Below are 15,972 nucleotides of genomic sequence, written 5' to 3' on the forward strand. Positions count from 1 at the left end.
CAGAAGAATCGCATCGCTCGTGTTACGAGTTGATTCTTTTGTTTGCCCTTCACCTGACAAGACCATCCATGAAAACAAACTTCGCGACCCCCGCGGCCTCCGGCCAGTCCTTCTTCAAGACGACGCGCTGCGCATGCGCCGTGGCGCTGCTGATCTCGCTCGGTGCCTGCGGCGGAGGCGGGGGTGGCGGAGGCGGCGGCTTCGCCGGCTTCCCGGCTGCGGGTGGCAGCAGCAATCCGCCGGCCAGCGAGCCGCCGGCAAGCTCGGCGCCTGTTACGTTCTCGGGCACGGCGGCCTCCGGCCTGCCGCTGGTGGGTACCGTCACCGTCAAGGATGCCAAGGGCGCGAGCAAGACCGTGCCGCTGGTCGATGGCAAGTACACCATCGACGTGAGCGGCATGACCGCGCCCTTCGTCTTCCGTGCGGAGGGCACGGTGGCCGGCGAGCGCACGGTGATCCACTCGGCCGCCACCGCGGCCGACGCGAACGGCAACATCAACATCACGCCGCTGACCGACCTGGTGGTGTCCAACATCGCCGGCCGCCTGGCCTCGCAGTACTTCGACGGCGGCGAGTTCGCCTCGCTCTCCGCCGACGAGCTCAAGGCCGAGAGCGACGCGCTGAAGGCCAAGCTGCTGCCGGTGCTGCAGGCCATGGGGGTGGACGCCAGCATCGACCTGCTGCGCACGGCCTTCACGCCGCTTTCGAGCGCGCTCGACAAGGCGCTGGACGTGCTGCGCGTGAGCGTCGATCCGGCCACCAACGTGGCGACCATCACCAACATCGTCACCCAGCAGCAGATCGCCGACGACCTTGCGGTGAAGGCGGCGGCCGAGCCCGCCACCACGCCGATGAGCGGCTCCGGCATGGACACCGCGGCCGACGACATCGTGGCGATCCGCAAGGTGCTCTCGGACTTCGTGGGCAAGTTCGCCACCGGGCTGCCCGCGCCCTCGCAGCTGCTGTCGCTGATGACCGACGGCACCAATCCCGTCACCGGCACCTACGGCTTCAGGTTCTCCGACCTCTCGGCCATGCAGTTCGCCAACGAGACGGCGACCGACACCAGCCTCATCGGCGCCAGCTTCACCGACGTGGTGATCCAGCGCATCAACTACACCATCGACGCGAACAACACGAGCCCGCGTGCCTTCGTCGAATTCACCCACAAGGACAAGGACGGCATCGCCTTCAGCAACACGCAGGGCATGCAGATCGTGAAGGGCACGGACGGCGCCTGGCGCCTGCGCGGCGACGGGCGCGTGCTGGACATCAACCCGCACATGCATGCCACCAAGGAGAAGTCGACCGGTTGCGTGAGCAGCTCGCTGCAGTTCGAGATCCAGGACACGAACACCAGCAACAGCGGCACCGTCGCCTCGGTGGTCGTCACCGGGCCGGGCCTGCCCCCCGGTGGCCTGCGCCACGTGCGTCCTTCGGGCGGCGGCGCATGGCCGATCGACGGCGGCTCGAGCTTCAACTACTACTACCTGACCTCGAACTGCAGCGGCCGCCCGACCGCCGGCCTGAGCGACAGCGCGATCGCGGCGCTTCCCGCCACGCCCGAGTACACCTTCACCGCCTACGAGAGCGACGGCACGACGGTGGCCAAGTTCAACGGCTTCGACATCATCTACAGGCACCGCTTCCACGGCCGTCCGCTGACGCTGGCCGAAACCGCCGCCGTGAGCTACCCGGCCTTCTCGACCACGCCGGCCCTGTCGTCCTACCTGGGCGGCAGCGACTTCGCCGTCAGCGCCACCGGCCTGAACCCGGCCTTCGCCGCGCAGTTCTTCCTGAACCTGATCGCGGGCCCCTCGGCCGGCGCGGAAGACCGGGCCGACGTCGCGCCCTCGGCCACCGGCGCGGCATCGAAGACCTTCAACCTGCCGGCGCAGGGCTCGGTGTCCTTCCGCAACATGTTCGTCAGCACCTACGACAGCAGCTGGCGCGAGATCGTGCTGCGCGATACCACTACGTCCGAGTGACGCGACTGGACAGGGAGAGGGCGCCCGTTCTTTCGGGTGCCCGTAAAAACGAAAAAACCCCCGAAAGGGGGCTTTTTCCTGGTGAGCGCCGCAGCGCTTACTGCATCAGCCGGCCGCTGAGATACGGCTCGGGATCGACCGGGTTGCCGTTCTTGCGGATCTCGAAGCGCAGCTTCACGCGGTCGGCGTTGCTGCGGCCCATCTCGGCGATCTTGTCGCCCTGGCGGACAACGGCGTTTTCCTTCACCAGGATGGTCTGCACGTGCGCATAGGCGGTGAGGAAGGTTTCGTTGTGCTTCACGATGACCATGTTGCCGTAGGCCGGCAGTTCGCCGCCCACGTACACCACGCGGCCGTCGGCCGAGGCGACGACCGGGTCGCCGAGGTTGCCGGCGATGTCGATGCCCTTGACGCGGTCGCCGTCGAAGCGGGCGATGGTCGGGCCGTTCGCCGGCCTGATGAACAGGGCCGCCGGGCGCTGCTGCACCGGTGGCTTGGCCGCCGGGGGCGCCGGCCAGGGCGTGTTGAGGTCGACCGTGGAGCAGGCTGCGAGGCCTGCGGCGAGCAGCGCCATGGCGCCGGCGCGTAAAACGAAAGTCTGAAGGTGCATGGGCTCTGTTCGAACGGGTTCGTTGCGGAGGGTTCCTGCAAACCGGCGCGCCGTGGGGGTGCGCCACGCGGGCGATGCTAGCAAACCGCCGCGCCGGCGCCGCGCGAAAGAGCAACCGGCTGTGAAGAGGACATAGGCCGCCGGCTATTTGAGCGGGATCGGCGTGCCCCGGTCGATGGGCACCGCCGTCACGCTGTTCTTGGGCGAGCCGTCGATCAGCAGGTCGGAGTAGGTCAGGTAGACCAGCGTGTTGCGCCTGGCGTCCACCATGCGCACCACGCGCAGGCGCTTGAAGAGCACCGACAGCCGCTCGCTGTAGACCTCCTCGCGCTTGGGCAGCGGCTGCGTGATGCTCACCGGGCCGACCTGGCGGCAGGCGATGGAGGCTTCGGCCTTGTCCTCGGCCACGCCGAAGGCGCCGGCCAGCCCGCCGGTCTTGGCGCGCGAGACGTAGCAGGTCACGCCGTTGACCTTGGGGTCGTCGTAGGCCTCGATCACGATCTTGTGGTCCGGGCCGATGAGCTTGAAGGCGGTGTCGACGTCGCCCACGGTTTCCGCCCTGGCCGCCGCTGCCGCCAGCGCGAAGCCGAGGCTGGCGCCGCAGAAGAGGGTAGTGCGCAGTGTCTTGTTCATGGATCTGGTCAGACGATGCTGAGTTCGTGCACGCGGTCGAAGCTGCCGCGCTTGCGGTCCGCGAAGTAGTGCTCGAGCGTCTCGCGCACTGTACGGAAGGCGATCTCGTCCCAGGGAATCTCTTCCTCGGTGAACAGGCGCGCCTCGATGGTCTCGTGGCCCGGGTCGAATTTGTCGTCCAGCAGGCGGGCGCGGTAGAACAGGTGCACCTGGCCCACGCGCACCACGCTGATCACCGAGAACAGGCCCTCGAGTTCGAAGTTCGCGCCGGCCTCCTCGTCGGTCTCGCGCGCGGCGCCCTGGGCGGTGGTCTCTTCGAGTTCCATGAAGCCGGCCGGCAGCGTCCACTTGCCCCAGCGCGGCTCGATGTTGCGCTTGCACAGCAGCACCTTGTCGCCCAGCACGGGGATGGTGCCGACCACGTTCAGCGGGTTCTCGTAGTGGATGGTGTGGCAGGCCGGGCAGACGGCGCGCTGCTTGGTGTCGCCGTCGTCCGGCACGCGGTAGACCACCGCGGTGCCACAGTTCTTGCAATGCTTGATGGGTACGCGCAGGAGCATGAAACCGGCCGCCGTCTTCAGACGACCTTGACGGTCAGCTTCGGCAGGCCCGCGACCTCGCCCACGAGCGTGTCGCCGGCCACCACGGCGGCCACGCCTTCGGGCGTGCCGGTGTAGATCAGGTCGCCGGGCTGCAACTCCCAGGCCGCCGACAGGTGCTCGATGGTCTCGGCCACGTTCCAGATCAGCTTGCTCACGTTGCTGCGCTGGCGGTCGGTGCCGTTGACCTGCAGCGAGATCTCGGCCTTCTCGGCGTCGCCGGCCTGCGCCACGGGCACGATGGGGCCGATGGGCGCGCTCTGCTCGAAGCCCTTGCCGATGTCCCAGGGGCGGCCCTGCTTCTTCATGTCGTTCTGCAGGTCGCGGCGCGTCATGTCGAGGCCGACCGCGTAGCCGTAGATGTGCTTGTGGGCGTCGGCCGCGGCAATGTTCCTGCCGCCGGTGCCGATGGCGACCACGAGCTCGATCTCGTGGTGCAGGTTCTTGGTGAGGGAGGGGTAGGCCATGGTGCCGGTCTGGCCCGCATCGACCACCACCAGCGCATCGGCGGGCTTCATGAAGAAGAAGGGCGGCTCGCGGCCGGTGAAGCCCATTTCCTTGGCGTGATCTTCGTAGTTGCGGCCCACGCAGTAGATGCGGTGCACCGGAAAGCGGGCTGACTGGCCGGCCACCGGCACCGAAACGGCGGCGGGCGGGGCGAAGACGAACTCGGAAGCCATTGCGACGTGTCCTTTTTTCAGGGAAGCCAAGCGGGAAACCGGCAGTGTGCCAGAGGCGGCAGGCTCACAATAGGCGGCCTGCCCGGCGTATTCCCTCTCCATTCCCCTCCAATCCCACCATGCCCATCCGAATCGGCAAGGCCGGCAAGGCCAACGCGCTCAACGAACTAGGCCGCCGGCTCGACGAGGAGGGCGACCAGGACGGCGCGCTGCAAGCCTATGCGCAGGCCGGCGCCGTGCTGCCGAACTGGTCGGCCCCCTGGTACAACATCGGCCTCATCCACAAGTACCGCGGCGACTGGGCCGCTTCGCTGCAGGCCAACGCCCGCGCGGTGCGGTGCGACCCGCGCAACGAGGGAGCGATCTGGAATCTCGGCATCGCGGCCACCGCCCTGGGCGACTGGACCACGGCGCGCAGTGCATGGCGGCAGTACGGCATCGAGGTGCCCGAGGGCGACGGGCCGGTCGATCTCTTCATCGGGCTCACGCCCATCCGCGTGCATGGCTTCGAGGCCAGCGAGGTGGTGTGGGCCGACCGCATCGACCCGGCGCGCGCCATCCTGCGCAACGTGCCCACGCCCGACTGCGGCCACCGCTACGGCGACCTCGTGCTGCACGACGGCGCGGCCAATGGCTACCGCCTGCATGGCGAGCGCGAGGTGCCGGTGTTCGATGCCCTGGAGTTGATCGCACCTTCGGACTATTCGACGTACGAAGTCACCATCGAGGAGGCGACCAGGCAAGACATCGACGCGCTGGTCAAGCGCTTCGAGGCCGCCGACGCCAGCGCCGAGAACTGGACCACCAGCATGCAGATGCTCTGCCGCGCCTGTTCCGAGGGCCGCCCCTACGGCGAGGGCCAGCACAACCACGGCGAGGGCGAAGAGCCTGGTGCGCTGGGGCCCTGGCGCATCGGAATCGCCGCGCGGGAGGAGGAGGCCGCGCGCCGCATCCTCGGCGAATGGCGCGAAGGGATCGCAGCCACCTCGCCGAAGGCGGCTCTGCAGGACTTCCGCTGCGTGCTGGCCGCCATGCCCCGTTCCTGAACTTGCTCCCTGAGGAGCGCTATCCTTGTGAAACCATGAAGCTGCATAACTACTTCCGCTCCTCCGCCTCGTTTCGCGTGCGCATCGCCCTCAACCTGAAGGGCCTCGACTTCGACTACGTTCCCGTGCACATCGCGCGCGGCGACCACCGCACCGGCCCCTTCGCATCCATCTCCGCCGACCGACTGGTGCCGCTGCTCGAAGACGAGGGCGAGCGCTTCTCGCAATCGATGGCCATCATCGAGTACCTCGACGAAACCCACCCCGAGCCCGCGCTGCTGCCGCGCGACCCGGCGGGCCGTGCCCATGTGCGCGCGCTGGCCCAGTCCATCGCCTGCGAGATCCATCCGCTGAACAACCTGCGCGTGCTCAAGTACCTCGTGAAGGACCTCAAGCTCGACGAGGACGCCAAGAACGCCTGGTACCGCCACTGGGTGCGCGACGGCCTGATGGCCTTCGAGCGCCAGCTCGCGCAGTACCCCGCCGGCACCTACTGCTGGGGCGACACGCCTACCCTGGCCGACTGCTGCCTGGTGCCCCAGATCTTCAACGGCCGCCGCTTCGACTGCGACTTCAGCGGCCTGCCGCGCACCATGGCCGCCTTCGACGCCTGCATGGAGCTCGACGCCTTCCAGCGTGCCCAGCCTTCGCAGGCCCCCGACGCGGAAGCCTGAAGCCGATGGATGCGAGCTGGCTCGTGCCCGACTGGCCCGCGCCGCCGAACGTGCGGGCCGTGTGCACCACGCGCGAGGGCGGGGTCTCGCTCGGGCGCTACGAGAGCCTGAACCTCGGCGACCACGTGGGCGACGAGCCGGTGCACGTGGCACAGAACCGCAACCGTTTGCGCGCTGCCGTCGGGGCTCGTCCGGTCTTTCTCCAGCAGGTGCACGGCACGGGCGTCGTCGAGCTCGATGCCGCCGCTGGTGCGGTGAACGATGGCACGGCCGCTGACGGCTGTACCGCCACCGAGGCCGGCCTGGCCTGCACGATCATGGTGGCCGATTGCCTGCCGGTGCTCTTCACCGACGAAGCCGGTCACCGCGTGGCCGCCGCACATGCCGGCTGGCGCGGTCTGGCAGGCGGCGTGCTGGAGCAGACGGCGAAGTCTTTCGATGGCGCTTCGAAGGTCATCGCCTGGCTGGGGCCGTGCATCGGCCCCAAGGCCTTCGAGGTGGGACCGGAGGTCAAGGCCGCGTTCGAGGCGCATGCGCCAGAGGCGGCGTCCTGCTTCCGGCCTGCGCCTGCTGCAGGCAAATGGCTTGCCGACCTGCCCGGGCTGGCGCGCCAGCGGTTGCGCGCGGCGGGCATCGAGTCGATCCATGGCAACGACGGCAGCGACCCCTGGTGCACCGTCGGCAACGCTTCAAGGTTCTTTTCGCACCGGCGCGACGGCATCAGCGGCCGTTTCGCCGCCCTGGTCTGGAAGGCCTGAGCCTGCAGCAGCCTCGGCAGCCGCTCGCCGGGCGGCTTCCTGCGCCTCGAGTTCGCGCTGCCTGATCGCGCGTCGCCTCGCTGGAGTGCCCATCAGGTAAACCACCAGTGCGACCGGCGCCAAACCGTACAAAAGAAATGTGAAGATGGCGCCCAGCACGGTGCCGGTAGTGTTGGTGGCTTCGGCCACGGCCATCATCAAGGCGACATACAACCAACCGATGACGATCAGATGGACAAACACGGAAAGTTTCAGTTGGTAAGTGGTGGAGGTAGCGTTGTGAGCGCTCTTTGAATGCAGCATACTCAAAAGACGCAAGCCATCCGTACCGTTTCAGGCGAGGACCAGGAGAGATGATGAAGCAACAAGCAACGGGTGCCGATGCGTTCGCGCCCTTTCAGCAGGCTCTTTCAGAGGGATGGAGCAAGGCGCTGGAATCGTTCCAGCAGTCCGCCGCGCAAGGGGCTTCGGCCTTCAACGTCGGCGGCACGCCGCTATGGGAGCTGCCGCAGGGCATGAAGATGCCCGAGCTGCCTCGTTTCTCCATCGATCCCGAAAAACTCCAGTCCATCCAGCAGCAATACCTCGCCGAGGCCACCGAACTCTGGCGCCAGGGCTTCGGTGCCAAGCCCGAGGGCGACAAGCGCTTCGCGGGCGACGCCTGGGGCCACAATCCGCTGTCGGCCTTCTCGGCGGCCGTGTACCTGCTCAACGGCCGCACCATGCTGAGCATGGCCGAGGCCATCGATGCCGACCAGAAGACCAAGGCGCGGCTGCGCTTCGCGGTCGAGCAATGGATGGCCGCCTCGGCGCCCAGCAACTCGCTGGCCTTCAATGCCGAGGCGCAGAAGAAGGCGATCGACACGCAGGGCGAGAGCATCGCCAAGGGCATCCAGAACCTGCTGCATGACGTCAGGCAGGGCCACCTCAGCATGACCGACGAGAGCGCCTTCGAAGTGGGGCGCAACGTGGCCACCACCGAAGGCGCCGTGGTGTTCGAGAACGAGTTCTTCCAGCTGCTCGAATACAAGCCCCTCACGCCCAAGGTGTACGAGCGGCCCTTCCTGCTGGTGCCGCCTTGCATCAACAAGTTCTACATCCTCGACCTGCAGCCCGAGAACTCGCTGATTCGCTATGCGAACGAGCAGGGCCACCGCGTGTTCGTGGTGAGCTGGCGCAACCCCGACGAGTCGATGGGCAAGGCCACCTGGGACGACTACATCGAGAACGCCGCCATCAAGGCGATCCACACGGTGCAGGAGATCAGTGGGAGCAAGCAGATCAATGCGCTGGGGTTCTGCGTGGGCGGCACCATCCTGAGCACCGCGCTGGCCGTGCTCGCGGCGCGCGGCGAGAAGCCGGCCGCCTCGGTCACGCTGCTCACCACCTTCCTCGACTTCAGCGACACCGGCATCCTCGACATCTTCGTGGACGAGCAGATGGTGCAGTACCGAGAGATGCAGCTGGGCAACGGCGGCCTGCTGCCCGGCGGCGACCTGGCCTCGACCTTCAGCTTCCTGCGGCCCAACGACCTGGTGTGGAACTACGTGGTCGGCAACTACCTCAAGGGCGAGACCCCGCCGCCTTTCGACCTGCTGTACTGGAACAGCGACGCCACCAACCTGCCGGGCCCGTTCTACGCCTGGTACCTGCGCAACACGTACCACGAGAACAAGCTGGCCAAGCCCAACGCGCTCACGGTGTGCGGCGAGAAGATCGACCTGGGCCGCATCGACATCCCGGCCTACATCTACGGCTCGCGCGAGGACCACATCGTGCCGATCGGCGGCGCCTATGCATCCACGCAGCTGCTGCCCGGCAAGAAGCGCTTCGTGATGGGCGCCTCGGGCCACATCGCCGGGGTGATCAACCCGCCGGCCAAGAAAAAGCGCAGCCACTGGATCCGCGAGGACGGCAAGTTTCCCAAGACCCAGGCCGAATGGCTGGCCGGCGCGCAGGAGCACCCGGGCAGCTGGTGGACCGACTGGGCACAATGGCTCAAGGGGCACGCGGGCAAACAGTTTCCCGCGCCCAAGGCGTACGGCAACGGCAGGGCCTACAAGGCCATCGAGCCGGCACCCGGACGCTACGTCAAGGCCAAGGCCTGACGGAGTTCGGCACGGCAAGGCCGTAGCAGCAGAGTTTCAAATCACTTCAACGGAGAACCTCATGGAAGACATCGTCATCGTTTCGGCAGCCCGCACGGCAGTCGGCAAGTTCGGCGGCTCGCTCGCCGGCATTCCGGCCACCGAGCTCGGCGCAGCCGTCATCAAGGAAGTGATTGCGCGCGCCAACCTCACGGCCGACCAGATCGGCGAGGCCATCATGGGCCAGGTGCTGGCGGCCGGCGCGGGCCAGAACCCCGCGCGCCAGGCGTGGCTGAAGAGCGGCGGCGCCAAGGAAACGCCGGCGCTCACCATCAACGCCGTGTGCGGCTCGGGCCTGAAGGCCGTGATGCTGGCGGCCCAGGCCGTGGCCACAGGCGACAGCGAGATCGTCATTGCCGGCGGCCAGGAGAACATGAGCGCCGCGCCGCACGTGCTGCCCAACTCGCGCAACGGCCAGCGCATGGGCGACTGGAAGATGGTCGACACCATGATCGTCGACGGCCTGTGGGACGTCTACAACCAGTACCACATGGGCATCACCGCCGAGAACGTGGCCAAGAAGTACGGCATCGACCGCTCCGCTCAAGATGAGCTGGCGCTGGGCAGCCAGACCAAGGCCGCCGCCGCGCAGGACGCCGGCAAGTTCAAGGACGAGATCGTCGGCGTGAGCATTCCGCAGAAGAAGGGCGACCCGGTCGTCTTCGACACCGACGAGTTCATCAACCGCAAGACCAGCGCCGAAGGCCTGGCCGGCCTGCGCCCTGCCTTCGACAAGGCCGGCGGCGTGACGGCGGGCAACGCCTCGGGCCTGAACGACGGCGCCGCGGCCGTGATGGTCATGACGGCGAAGAAGGCCGCTGCCCTCGGCCTGAAGCCGCTGGGCCGCATCGCCAGCTACGCCACCGCCGGCCTCGACCCGGCCATCATGGGCATGGGCCCCGTGCCCGCCTCGACCAAGGCGCTGCAGCGCGCCGGCTGGAAGGCCGCCGACCTCGACCTGCTCGAGATCAACGAAGCCTTCGCTGCCCAGGCCTGTGCCGTGAACAAGGAAATGGGCTGGGACATCAACAAGGTGAACGTCAACGGCGGCGCCATCGCCATCGGCCACCCCATCGGCGCATCGGGCTGCCGCATCCTGGTGACGCTGCTGCACGAAATGCAGCGCCGCAACGCCAAGAAGGGCATCGCCTCGCTGTGCATCGGAGGGGGCATGGGCGTGGCGCTGACGATCGAGCGCTGATCGACAGCCTTTGGTCCTGACAGCGGCGCCTGGTGCGCCGTTGTCATGGGCTCAGCGCGCCATCGCCATCGACGGCCGCTGCGCCATAGCCGCACGCCAGCGCAGCAGCTCGGGGTGCTGCTCCCCGGGCTTGACGCGCACCACGCGGGCGAAGTCCACCGCCACCACGGCGGTGATGTCGGCAATGCTGAAGCGGTCGGTGGCGATGAAATCGCGGCCGGCCAGCCGTTCGTTCAGCGTCTCGAAGAAGTGTTGAATCCGCGCGAGCCCGCGTTGGGCGAGTTCGGGAATCTGCGCGTAGTTGACCGGGCCGGGCAGTGCGCGGTCGGCCATCGCGGGTGAGCTGTTGCGCAGCGTCTCGGCGATGGCGAGCAGGCCTTCGAACTCGATGCGCCAGTTCCAGCTGGCGATCTCAGCTTTTTCCCGTGGGGTGATGCCCATCAGCGGCGGCTGCGGGTATCGGGCTTCCAACCAGGCCGCAATGGCGGCGTTGTCGGTCAGCAGCAGGCCGTCTTCCTCGTCGGTGCGCAGCGCCGGCACGGTGCACTGCGGATTGATGGCCCGATAGGCCTCGCTCATCTGCTCACCACGGACCAGATCGACCAGCACGGTCTCGTGCGCAATGCCCTTCTCGGCAAGCAGGATGCGCGCGCGCCGCGGGCTGGGGGCGGTGGCGCAGTCGTAGAGAATGATCATCGTCGGTTCAACTCCAGGAACTCATCGCATGAATGGCACGACAGCCTACACGCCGCCCACCGTCTGGTCATGGAACAAGGAAAGCGGCGGCCGCTTCGCGAACATCAATCGCCCTATCGCGGGCGCGACGCACGAGAAGGAGCTGCCCGTAGGCAAGCATCCGCTGCAACTCTATTCGCTCGCCACGCCCAACGGCGTGAAAGTGACGGTGATGCTCGAGGAACTGCTGGCGCTGGGCCATGCGGGCGCCGAGTACGACGCCTGGCTGATCCGCATCAACGACGGCGACCAGTTCGGCAGCGGCTTCGTGGCGGTGAACCCGAATTCGAAGATTCCCGCGCTCATGGACCGCAGCGGCGACAAGCCGATCCGCGTGTTCGAGTCGGGCGCGATCCTGCAGTACCTGGCCGAGAAGTTCGGCAACGCCTTCCTGCCGACCGAGCGGGCGGCGCGGGCCGAGTGCCTGTCGTGGCTGTTCTGGCAGATGGGCAGCGCGCCGTACCTGGGCGGCGGTTTCGGCCATTTCTATGCTTACGCGCCCACGAAGATCGAATACGCCATCGACCGCTTCGCGATGGAGACCAAGCGCCAGCTCGACGTGCTCGACCGCCGCCTGGCCGAAAGCCGCTATCTCGCGGGCGACGAATACACCATCGCAGACATGGCCGTCTGGCCCTGGTACGGCACGCTGGCCAAGGGGCAGCTCTACGAGGCGGGCGAGTTCCTGCAGGTGAGCGGATACAAAAATGTGCTGCGCTGGACCGACGAGATCGCCCAGCGACCGGCGGTGCAGCGCGGCCGCATGGTCAACCGCACCTGGGGCCAGCCGACGAGCCAACTGCACGAGCGGCACGACGCCACCGACTTCGACACCCGCACGCAGGACAAGCTGCAGGCGCCGACCTGAGCGAGCCACAGCACACCGACGCAAAGGAGCACAGACGATGAGCGACAAGATCCTGGTGTTCTACGGCTCCTACCGCTCCGACCGCATGGGCGTGCGCCTCGCGGACTACATCGTCGCCGGCCTGCGCGAGCGCGGCGACGACGCGGAGCTGATCGACGCGAAGGCGGTCGACCTGCCCATGCTCGACCGCATGTACAAGGAGTACCCAAAGGGCAGCGCTCCCGCCGCGATGGAGGCGCTGGCCGAGAAGATCCGCTCGGCCGATGCCTTCGTCTTCGTCACCGGCGAATACAACTGGGGTCCGCAGCCCGGCCTGAAGAACCTCACGGACCATTTCCTCGAAGAGTGGTTCTGGCGCCCCGCGGCCATCGCGAGCTATTCGGCGGGGCGCTTCTCCGGCGTGCGCTCGGGCACGGTGTGGCATTCGATCCTCTCGGAGATGGGCATGGTCGTGGTGTCGAGCACGCTCGCCGTAGGGCCGATCTCGCAGACGCTGGACGCAGCCGGCAAGCCGACGGGGCCTGCCGGCGAATCGCTGCAGCGCTCGTTCGGCCGGTTTGCGGACGACCTCGCGTGGTGGACCGAGGCGGCACGCGCGCAGCGGGCGCGCAAGGCGCCGCCTTACTGATCGCCGACAGGCTCGCGGCGAGTCCCGAAGGGCATCTTGTTCACCGCCCAAATTTTGGGCAGATTAACTAATCCCCTTGTAAAACAACAACTTACGTTGCTTTTACAAAGCTCCTCATCAGTTATCCCCAAAGTTGTGCACTGAAAGTGGGGAAGAAGCTGGCTTTTCCACATTCCAGCTGCAAGTGGCTGATCCGATAGCGTTTTTCGTTCACGGAAAACCGTGAAAAACAGGAGTCGGAGGCGCTTCGAGGGCTTGGCGACGCGGTTTTGGCGACCAAGGTTGTTCACCGCCCAAAATTTGAGCAAACTAAGGAATACCCTTGTAAAACAACGACTTGCATTCGTTTTACAAGGCTCCTCATGAGTTACCCCCAAAGTTGCCCACAGAAAATGGGGACGGGAGCGAGTTGTTCAGCAATCGCGCGCAAGTTGCTGTTTTTTCGATGCCGTCGTCAGCTTTCAGGCGCTGCCTGCTGTTCCGCGTAATGCCGGCATAGCGTGTCGACCAGCGCCTGCGCGTAGATCGGCAGCGCCGCGCGGTCGCGTACCAGCAGGTAGCGCTCCCGCACGCACCAGGCGTCGTCGAGGTCGATCAGCGCGAGCTGCATGCTTTCCTGGTTGCGCCGGGCGGCCGACTCGGGCACGACGCCGATGCCCACGCCGTTGCCGATCATCCGGCACATGGCGTCGAAGCTGCCGAGCTGGATGCGCAGCTTCTGCCGCTTGCCCAGGTTGTCGGTGATCTGCGAGAGGAAGGTCTGCAGCGTGCTGCCTTGCTGCATGCCGATGGCGTCTTCGTCGAGCGTCTCGGCGAAGGAGATCTTCTTGCGCCTGGCGAAGCGGTGCTTGCGCGAGGTGGCGAGCACCAGCCGGTCGGTGCTGAAGTGGATGGCTTCCAGCCCCAGCGTGTCGACGCGGCCCGCGACGATGCCGATGTCGGCGCGGCCGTCGAGCACGCCGCGAGGGATCTGAGCATTCGGTTTTTCCTGAAGGTCGACGTTGATGCGCGGGTTGCGTGCCAGAAAGCCCGGCAGGATCTCGGGCAGGAAGTCCGTCACCGCCGTGGTATTGGCGAACACGCGCAGGTGGCCGCGCAGGCCGCCGCCGTATTCGAGCAGGTCGGCGCGAAGCTGCTCCGTCTGGTGCAGCACGAGTCGGGCGTGGTGCAGAAAGGCTTCCCCCGGCGGCAGCAGCCGCACGCCGCGGGCCTCGCGCTGGAGCAGTTGCAGGCCGGCCTGGGTTTCCAGCGCCTTGATGCGCGCGCTGGCCGCCGCCAGCGACAGGTGCTGGCGCTCGGCCGCTCGCGTCAGGTTGCCGAGCTCGGCCGTGGCGACGAAGAGCCGGAGGTCGGTGAGGTCGAAAAGCATGCAGTGATGGTAGGCGCCGGCATGCCACCAGCCTTCGGCATTGCAGAAGGCTGGGTTCCGAAATCGCAGATTGCGCGCGAGGGTGGGGCGGCCGACGATGCGGGCCATGGAGACGACAAGACACACGAAATTCCGCGCATGGGCGCTGCTGTCGCTGGCAGCCGCGTTCGTGCTTCCGGCGGGCCCCGCGCTCGCGCAAAGCTATCCCTCGCGCCCCGTCACGCTGGTCGTGCCGCAGGCCGCCGGCGGCACCAACGACATCGTCGGCCGCCTCGTGGGCCAGAAGCTCGGCGAGGTGATGAACAACGCCAGCGTGGTGGTCGACAACCGCCCCGGTGCGGGCGGCAACATCGGCACGCAGCTGGTGGCCAAGGGTCCGAAGGACGGCTACACGCTGCTCATGACCATCAGCAGCAGCCAGGCCATCAACCCGGCGCTGTACAAGAACCCGGGCTTCGACCCAGAGAAGGACTTCAAGCCCGTGGGCCTCGTCGGCGCGGTGCCCAACGTGCTGCTGGTCAACCCCTCGTTTCCGGCGAAGAACCTCGCCGAGTTCCTGAAGCTCGCGCGGGCGAAGGGCGCGAACTACCAGTACGCCTCGGCCGGCAACGGCACGCTCAACCACCTGCTGGGCGAAATGCTCAACAGCATGGCAGGCATCTCGATGCAGCATGTGCCGTACAAGGGCGTGGCGCCGGCGCTCAACGACGTGCTGGGCGGGCAGCTGCCCATCGTGTTCGCGAGCCTGCCTTCGGCGCTGCCGCATATCAAGGCCGGCAAGCTGCGCGCGCTGGCCGTGAGCGGCGAAAAGCGCTCGCCCGTGCTGCCCGACGTGCCCACCATCGCCGAAGCCGTGCCCGGCTACAACGGCACGCTGTGGATCGGCCTGTTCGCCCCCGCGGGCGTGCCGGCCGACGTGCTCGCCACGCTGCAGGGCGCCACGCGCAAGGCGCTGGCCTCGAAGGACCTGCGCGACAAGCTCGACCAGCAGGGCGTGGAGATCGCCGCGCCAACCACCCCCGAACAGTTCTCGGCGCTGCTGCACGACGACCTCGGCAAGTGGGCGCGGATCGTCAAGGCATCCGGCGCGGCTGTCGACTGAATGACGAATAGATCTATGAGCAACGACACACAGACTTCATCTCCCGCGATCGACAGCGAGGCGCTGGTGAAGCTGCAGGCCTGGCAGGGCCGCAGCGAAACGCTGTCCGACGACATCACTGCCGCGCCAGTGCGCGCTCTTTCGGCCACGCTCGACCGCGACGACCCGCTGCCGCAAGCCGGCACGCGCCTGCCCGAGCTGTGGCACTGGCTCTACTTCCTGCCGCATCACCGCCAGTCCGAGATCGGCGAGGACGGCCACGCGAAGCGCGGCGGCTTCCTGCCGCCCGTGCCGCTGCCGCGCCGCATGTGGGCGGGCGGTCGGCTCGCGTGGGAGCCGGGTAATCCGCTGCAGGTGGGCGACAGGGCGGAGCGCACCTCGCGCATCGTCTCTGTCACGCACAAGGCGGGCCGCACCGGCGAACTGTTGTTCGTACTGGTGCGCCATGAGGTTCGCAACGAACGCGGCCTCGCGCTTACCGAGGAGCACGACATCGTCTACCGCGCCGCTGCACAACCTGGCGAGGCCGGCCCGCCGCCCACGCCCGCACCGAAGGACGCCGCCTTCAGCCGCGACATCGTGCCCGACGACGTGCTGCTCTTCCGCTATTCGGCGCTCACCTTCAACGGCCACCGCATCCACTACGACCGCCGCTACGTCACGCAGGTCGAGGGCTACCCGGGCCTGATCGTGCATGGACCGCTGATCGCGACGCTGCTGGTCGACCTGCTGCGCCGCAACGTGCCGGGCGCGCAGCTGGCGCGCTTCGAGTTCCGCGCGGTGCGCCCGACCTTCGACATCGCGCCGTTCCGCGTGCACGGCAAGCCGGGCGCCGACGGAAAGACATTCAGCAAGACCTTCGACCTGTGGGGCGAGGACGCCGACGGCTGGCTCACGATGCAGGCCACGGCCGTGCTGGCCTGAGCTGGAGGAG

17 protein-coding genes are annotated in these 15,972 nt (G+C 67.4%); 10 read left to right on the plus strand and 7 right to left on the minus strand.

The window, feature by feature from the left end; genetic code table 11:
* Positions 1 to 68: 68 nt before the first annotated feature.
* On the plus strand, positions 69 to 1,988 hold the full coding sequence (locus tag EJP67_RS01105; protein WP_126018525.1) for a hypothetical protein: 1,920 nt from the start codon (positions 69 to 71) through the stop codon (positions 1,986 to 1,988).
* Positions 1,989 to 2,085: 97 nt separating this feature from the next.
* Here EJP67_RS01105 and EJP67_RS01110 read toward each other — a convergent pair whose 3' ends face one another.
* The 4 genes from EJP67_RS01110 to EJP67_RS01125 form a co-directional block, all read right to left on the minus strand.
* Positions 2,086 to 2,598, minus strand: coding sequence for a murein hydrolase activator EnvC family protein (locus EJP67_RS01110; protein WP_126018527.1), 513 nt, complete (start codon positions 2,596 to 2,598; stop codon positions 2,086 to 2,088).
* A gap of 144 nt (positions 2,599 to 2,742) precedes the next feature.
* Positions 2,743 to 3,231 carry a CreA family protein gene (locus tag EJP67_RS01115; protein WP_126018529.1) on the minus strand — a complete coding sequence of 163 codons (489 nt, stop codon included), beginning with the start codon at positions 3,229 to 3,231 and terminating at the stop codon, positions 2,743 to 2,745.
* An 8-nt stretch (positions 3,232 to 3,239) separates the two neighbouring features.
* A complete protein-coding gene (locus EJP67_RS01120) occupies positions 3,240 to 3,791 on the minus strand; it encodes an NUDIX hydrolase (protein ID WP_126018531.1) in 552 nt (183 codons plus the stop codon).
* A 17-nt stretch (positions 3,792 to 3,808) separates the two neighbouring features.
* Complete coding sequence (locus EJP67_RS01125) at positions 3,809 to 4,510, minus strand: fumarylacetoacetate hydrolase family protein (protein WP_126018533.1); 702 nt, start codon at positions 4,508 to 4,510, stop codon at positions 3,809 to 3,811.
* A 119-nt stretch (positions 4,511 to 4,629) separates the two neighbouring features.
* Between EJP67_RS01125 and EJP67_RS01130 the strand changes: the two genes are divergently transcribed.
* The 3 genes from EJP67_RS01130 to pgeF are packed head-to-tail and all read left to right on the plus strand — an operon-like array spanning position 4,630 to position 6,988.
* Complete coding sequence (locus EJP67_RS01130; protein WP_126018535.1) at positions 4,630 to 5,556, plus strand: tetratricopeptide repeat protein; 927 nt, start codon at positions 4,630 to 4,632, stop codon at positions 5,554 to 5,556.
* Positions 5,557 to 5,591: 35 nt separating this feature from the next.
* Positions 5,592 to 6,230, plus strand: coding sequence for a maleylacetoacetate isomerase (maiA, locus tag EJP67_RS01135; protein ID WP_126018537.1), 639 nt, complete (start codon positions 5,592 to 5,594; stop codon positions 6,228 to 6,230).
* Positions 6,231 to 6,235: 5 nt separating this feature from the next.
* Positions 6,236 to 6,988 carry a peptidoglycan editing factor PgeF gene (gene pgeF / locus EJP67_RS01140; RefSeq protein WP_126018539.1) on the plus strand — a complete coding sequence of 251 codons (753 nt, stop codon included), beginning with the start codon at positions 6,236 to 6,238 and terminating at the stop codon, positions 6,986 to 6,988.
* On the opposite strand, the gene EJP67_RS01145 is transcribed toward pgeF, so the two are convergent.
* The gene (locus EJP67_RS01145) at positions 6,920 to 7,291 is read right to left on the minus strand and encodes a hypothetical protein (RefSeq protein WP_206169434.1); all 372 of its coding nucleotides are present in this window, start codon (positions 7,289 to 7,291) and stop codon (positions 6,920 to 6,922) included. The genes pgeF and EJP67_RS01145 overlap by 69 nt on opposite strands.
* Positions 7,292 to 7,344: 53 nt before the next feature.
* On the opposite strand from EJP67_RS01145, the gene phaC reads away from it, so the two are divergent.
* Positions 7,345 to 9,096 carry a class I poly(R)-hydroxyalkanoic acid synthase gene (phaC, locus tag EJP67_RS01150; protein WP_126018541.1) on the plus strand — a complete coding sequence of 584 codons (1,752 nt, stop codon included), beginning with the start codon at positions 7,345 to 7,347 and terminating at the stop codon, positions 9,094 to 9,096.
* A gap of 61 nt (positions 9,097 to 9,157) precedes the next feature.
* Positions 9,158 to 10,336 (plus strand): acetyl-CoA C-acetyltransferase, encoded by a 1,179-nt coding sequence (locus EJP67_RS01155; protein ID WP_126018543.1) that lies wholly within the window; start codon positions 9,158 to 9,160, stop codon positions 10,334 to 10,336.
* Positions 10,337 to 10,387: 51 nt separating this feature from the next.
* Here the strand turns inward: EJP67_RS01155 and EJP67_RS01160 are convergent, their stop codons facing one another.
* Positions 10,388 to 11,032 carry a glutathione S-transferase family protein gene (locus EJP67_RS01160; RefSeq protein WP_126018545.1) on the minus strand — a complete coding sequence of 215 codons (645 nt, stop codon included), beginning with the start codon at positions 11,030 to 11,032 and terminating at the stop codon, positions 10,388 to 10,390.
* Between the two features lie 28 nt (positions 11,033 to 11,060).
* Between EJP67_RS01160 and yghU the strand changes: the two genes are divergently transcribed.
* Both yghU and EJP67_RS01170 read left to right on the plus strand, forming a co-directional pair.
* Positions 11,061 to 11,939, plus strand: coding sequence for a glutathione-dependent disulfide-bond oxidoreductase (gene yghU, locus EJP67_RS01165; RefSeq protein WP_126018547.1), 879 nt, complete (start codon positions 11,061 to 11,063; stop codon positions 11,937 to 11,939).
* Between the two features lie 37 nt (positions 11,940 to 11,976).
* Complete coding sequence (locus EJP67_RS01170; RefSeq protein ID WP_126018549.1) at positions 11,977 to 12,567, plus strand: NADPH-dependent FMN reductase; 591 nt, start codon at positions 11,977 to 11,979, stop codon at positions 12,565 to 12,567.
* A gap of 454 nt (positions 12,568 to 13,021) precedes the next feature.
* On the opposite strand, the gene EJP67_RS01175 is transcribed toward EJP67_RS01170, so the two are convergent.
* Complete coding sequence (locus EJP67_RS01175; RefSeq protein ID WP_126018551.1) at positions 13,022 to 13,936, minus strand: LysR family transcriptional regulator; 915 nt, start codon at positions 13,934 to 13,936, stop codon at positions 13,022 to 13,024.
* 106 nt (positions 13,937 to 14,042) lie between these two features.
* Between EJP67_RS01175 and EJP67_RS01180 the strand changes: the two genes are divergently transcribed.
* Together EJP67_RS01180 and EJP67_RS01185 are read left to right on the plus strand one after the other, a co-directional pair.
* Positions 14,043 to 15,038 carry a tripartite tricarboxylate transporter substrate binding protein gene (locus EJP67_RS01180; RefSeq protein ID WP_126018553.1) on the plus strand — a complete coding sequence of 332 codons (996 nt, stop codon included), beginning with the start codon at positions 14,043 to 14,045 and terminating at the stop codon, positions 15,036 to 15,038.
* Between the two features lie 15 nt (positions 15,039 to 15,053).
* Complete coding sequence (locus tag EJP67_RS01185; RefSeq protein ID WP_126018555.1) at positions 15,054 to 15,962, plus strand: HTD2 family dehydratase; 909 nt, start codon at positions 15,054 to 15,056, stop codon at positions 15,960 to 15,962.
* The last annotated feature ends 10 nt before the right edge of the window (positions 15,963 to 15,972 follow it).

This window comes from Variovorax guangxiensis (genome assembly GCF_003952165.1).
Classification (GTDB): Bacteria; Pseudomonadota; Gammaproteobacteria; order Burkholderiales; family Burkholderiaceae_C; genus Variovorax; species Variovorax guangxiensis.

Bases quoted from the DNA above. Each gene is read 5' to 3' on its own strand.
- EJP67_RS01105 (WP_126018525.1), top strand. From the start codon at position 69: ATGAAAACAAACTTCGCGACCCCCGCGGCCTCCGGCCAGTCCTTCTTC.
- EJP67_RS01110 (WP_126018527.1), bottom strand. From the start codon at position 2,598: ATGCACCTTCAGACTTTCGTTTTACGCGCCGGCGCCATGGCGCTGCTC.
- EJP67_RS01115 (WP_126018529.1), bottom strand. From the start codon at position 3,231: ATGAACAAGACACTGCGCACTACCCTCTTCTGCGGCGCCAGCCTCGGC.
- EJP67_RS01120 (WP_126018531.1), bottom strand. From the start codon at position 3,791: ATGCTCCTGCGCGTACCCATCAAGCATTGCAAGAACTGTGGCACCGCG.
- EJP67_RS01125 (WP_126018533.1), bottom strand. From the start codon at position 4,510: ATGGCTTCCGAGTTCGTCTTCGCCCCGCCCGCCGCCGTTTCGGTGCCG.
- EJP67_RS01130 (WP_126018535.1), top strand. From the start codon at position 4,630: ATGCCCATCCGAATCGGCAAGGCCGGCAAGGCCAACGCGCTCAACGAA.
- maiA (WP_126018537.1), top strand. From the start codon at position 5,592: ATGAAGCTGCATAACTACTTCCGCTCCTCCGCCTCGTTTCGCGTGCGC.
- pgeF (WP_126018539.1), top strand. From the start codon at position 6,236: ATGGATGCGAGCTGGCTCGTGCCCGACTGGCCCGCGCCGCCGAACGTG.
- EJP67_RS01145 (WP_206169434.1), bottom strand. From the start codon at position 7,291: ATGCTGCATTCAAAGAGCGCTCACAACGCTACCTCCACCACTTACCAA.
- phaC (WP_126018541.1), top strand. From the start codon at position 7,345: ATGAAGCAACAAGCAACGGGTGCCGATGCGTTCGCGCCCTTTCAGCAG.
- EJP67_RS01155 (WP_126018543.1), top strand. From the start codon at position 9,158: ATGGAAGACATCGTCATCGTTTCGGCAGCCCGCACGGCAGTCGGCAAG.
- EJP67_RS01160 (WP_126018545.1), bottom strand. From the start codon at position 11,032: ATGATCATTCTCTACGACTGCGCCACCGCCCCCAGCCCGCGGCGCGCG.
- yghU (WP_126018547.1), top strand. From the start codon at position 11,061: ATGAATGGCACGACAGCCTACACGCCGCCCACCGTCTGGTCATGGAAC.
- EJP67_RS01170 (WP_126018549.1), top strand. From the start codon at position 11,977: ATGAGCGACAAGATCCTGGTGTTCTACGGCTCCTACCGCTCCGACCGC.
- EJP67_RS01175 (WP_126018551.1), bottom strand. From the start codon at position 13,936: ATGCTTTTCGACCTCACCGACCTCCGGCTCTTCGTCGCCACGGCCGAG.
- EJP67_RS01180 (WP_126018553.1), top strand. From the start codon at position 14,043: ATGGAGACGACAAGACACACGAAATTCCGCGCATGGGCGCTGCTGTCG.
- EJP67_RS01185 (WP_126018555.1), top strand. From the start codon at position 15,054: ATGAGCAACGACACACAGACTTCATCTCCCGCGATCGACAGCGAGGCG.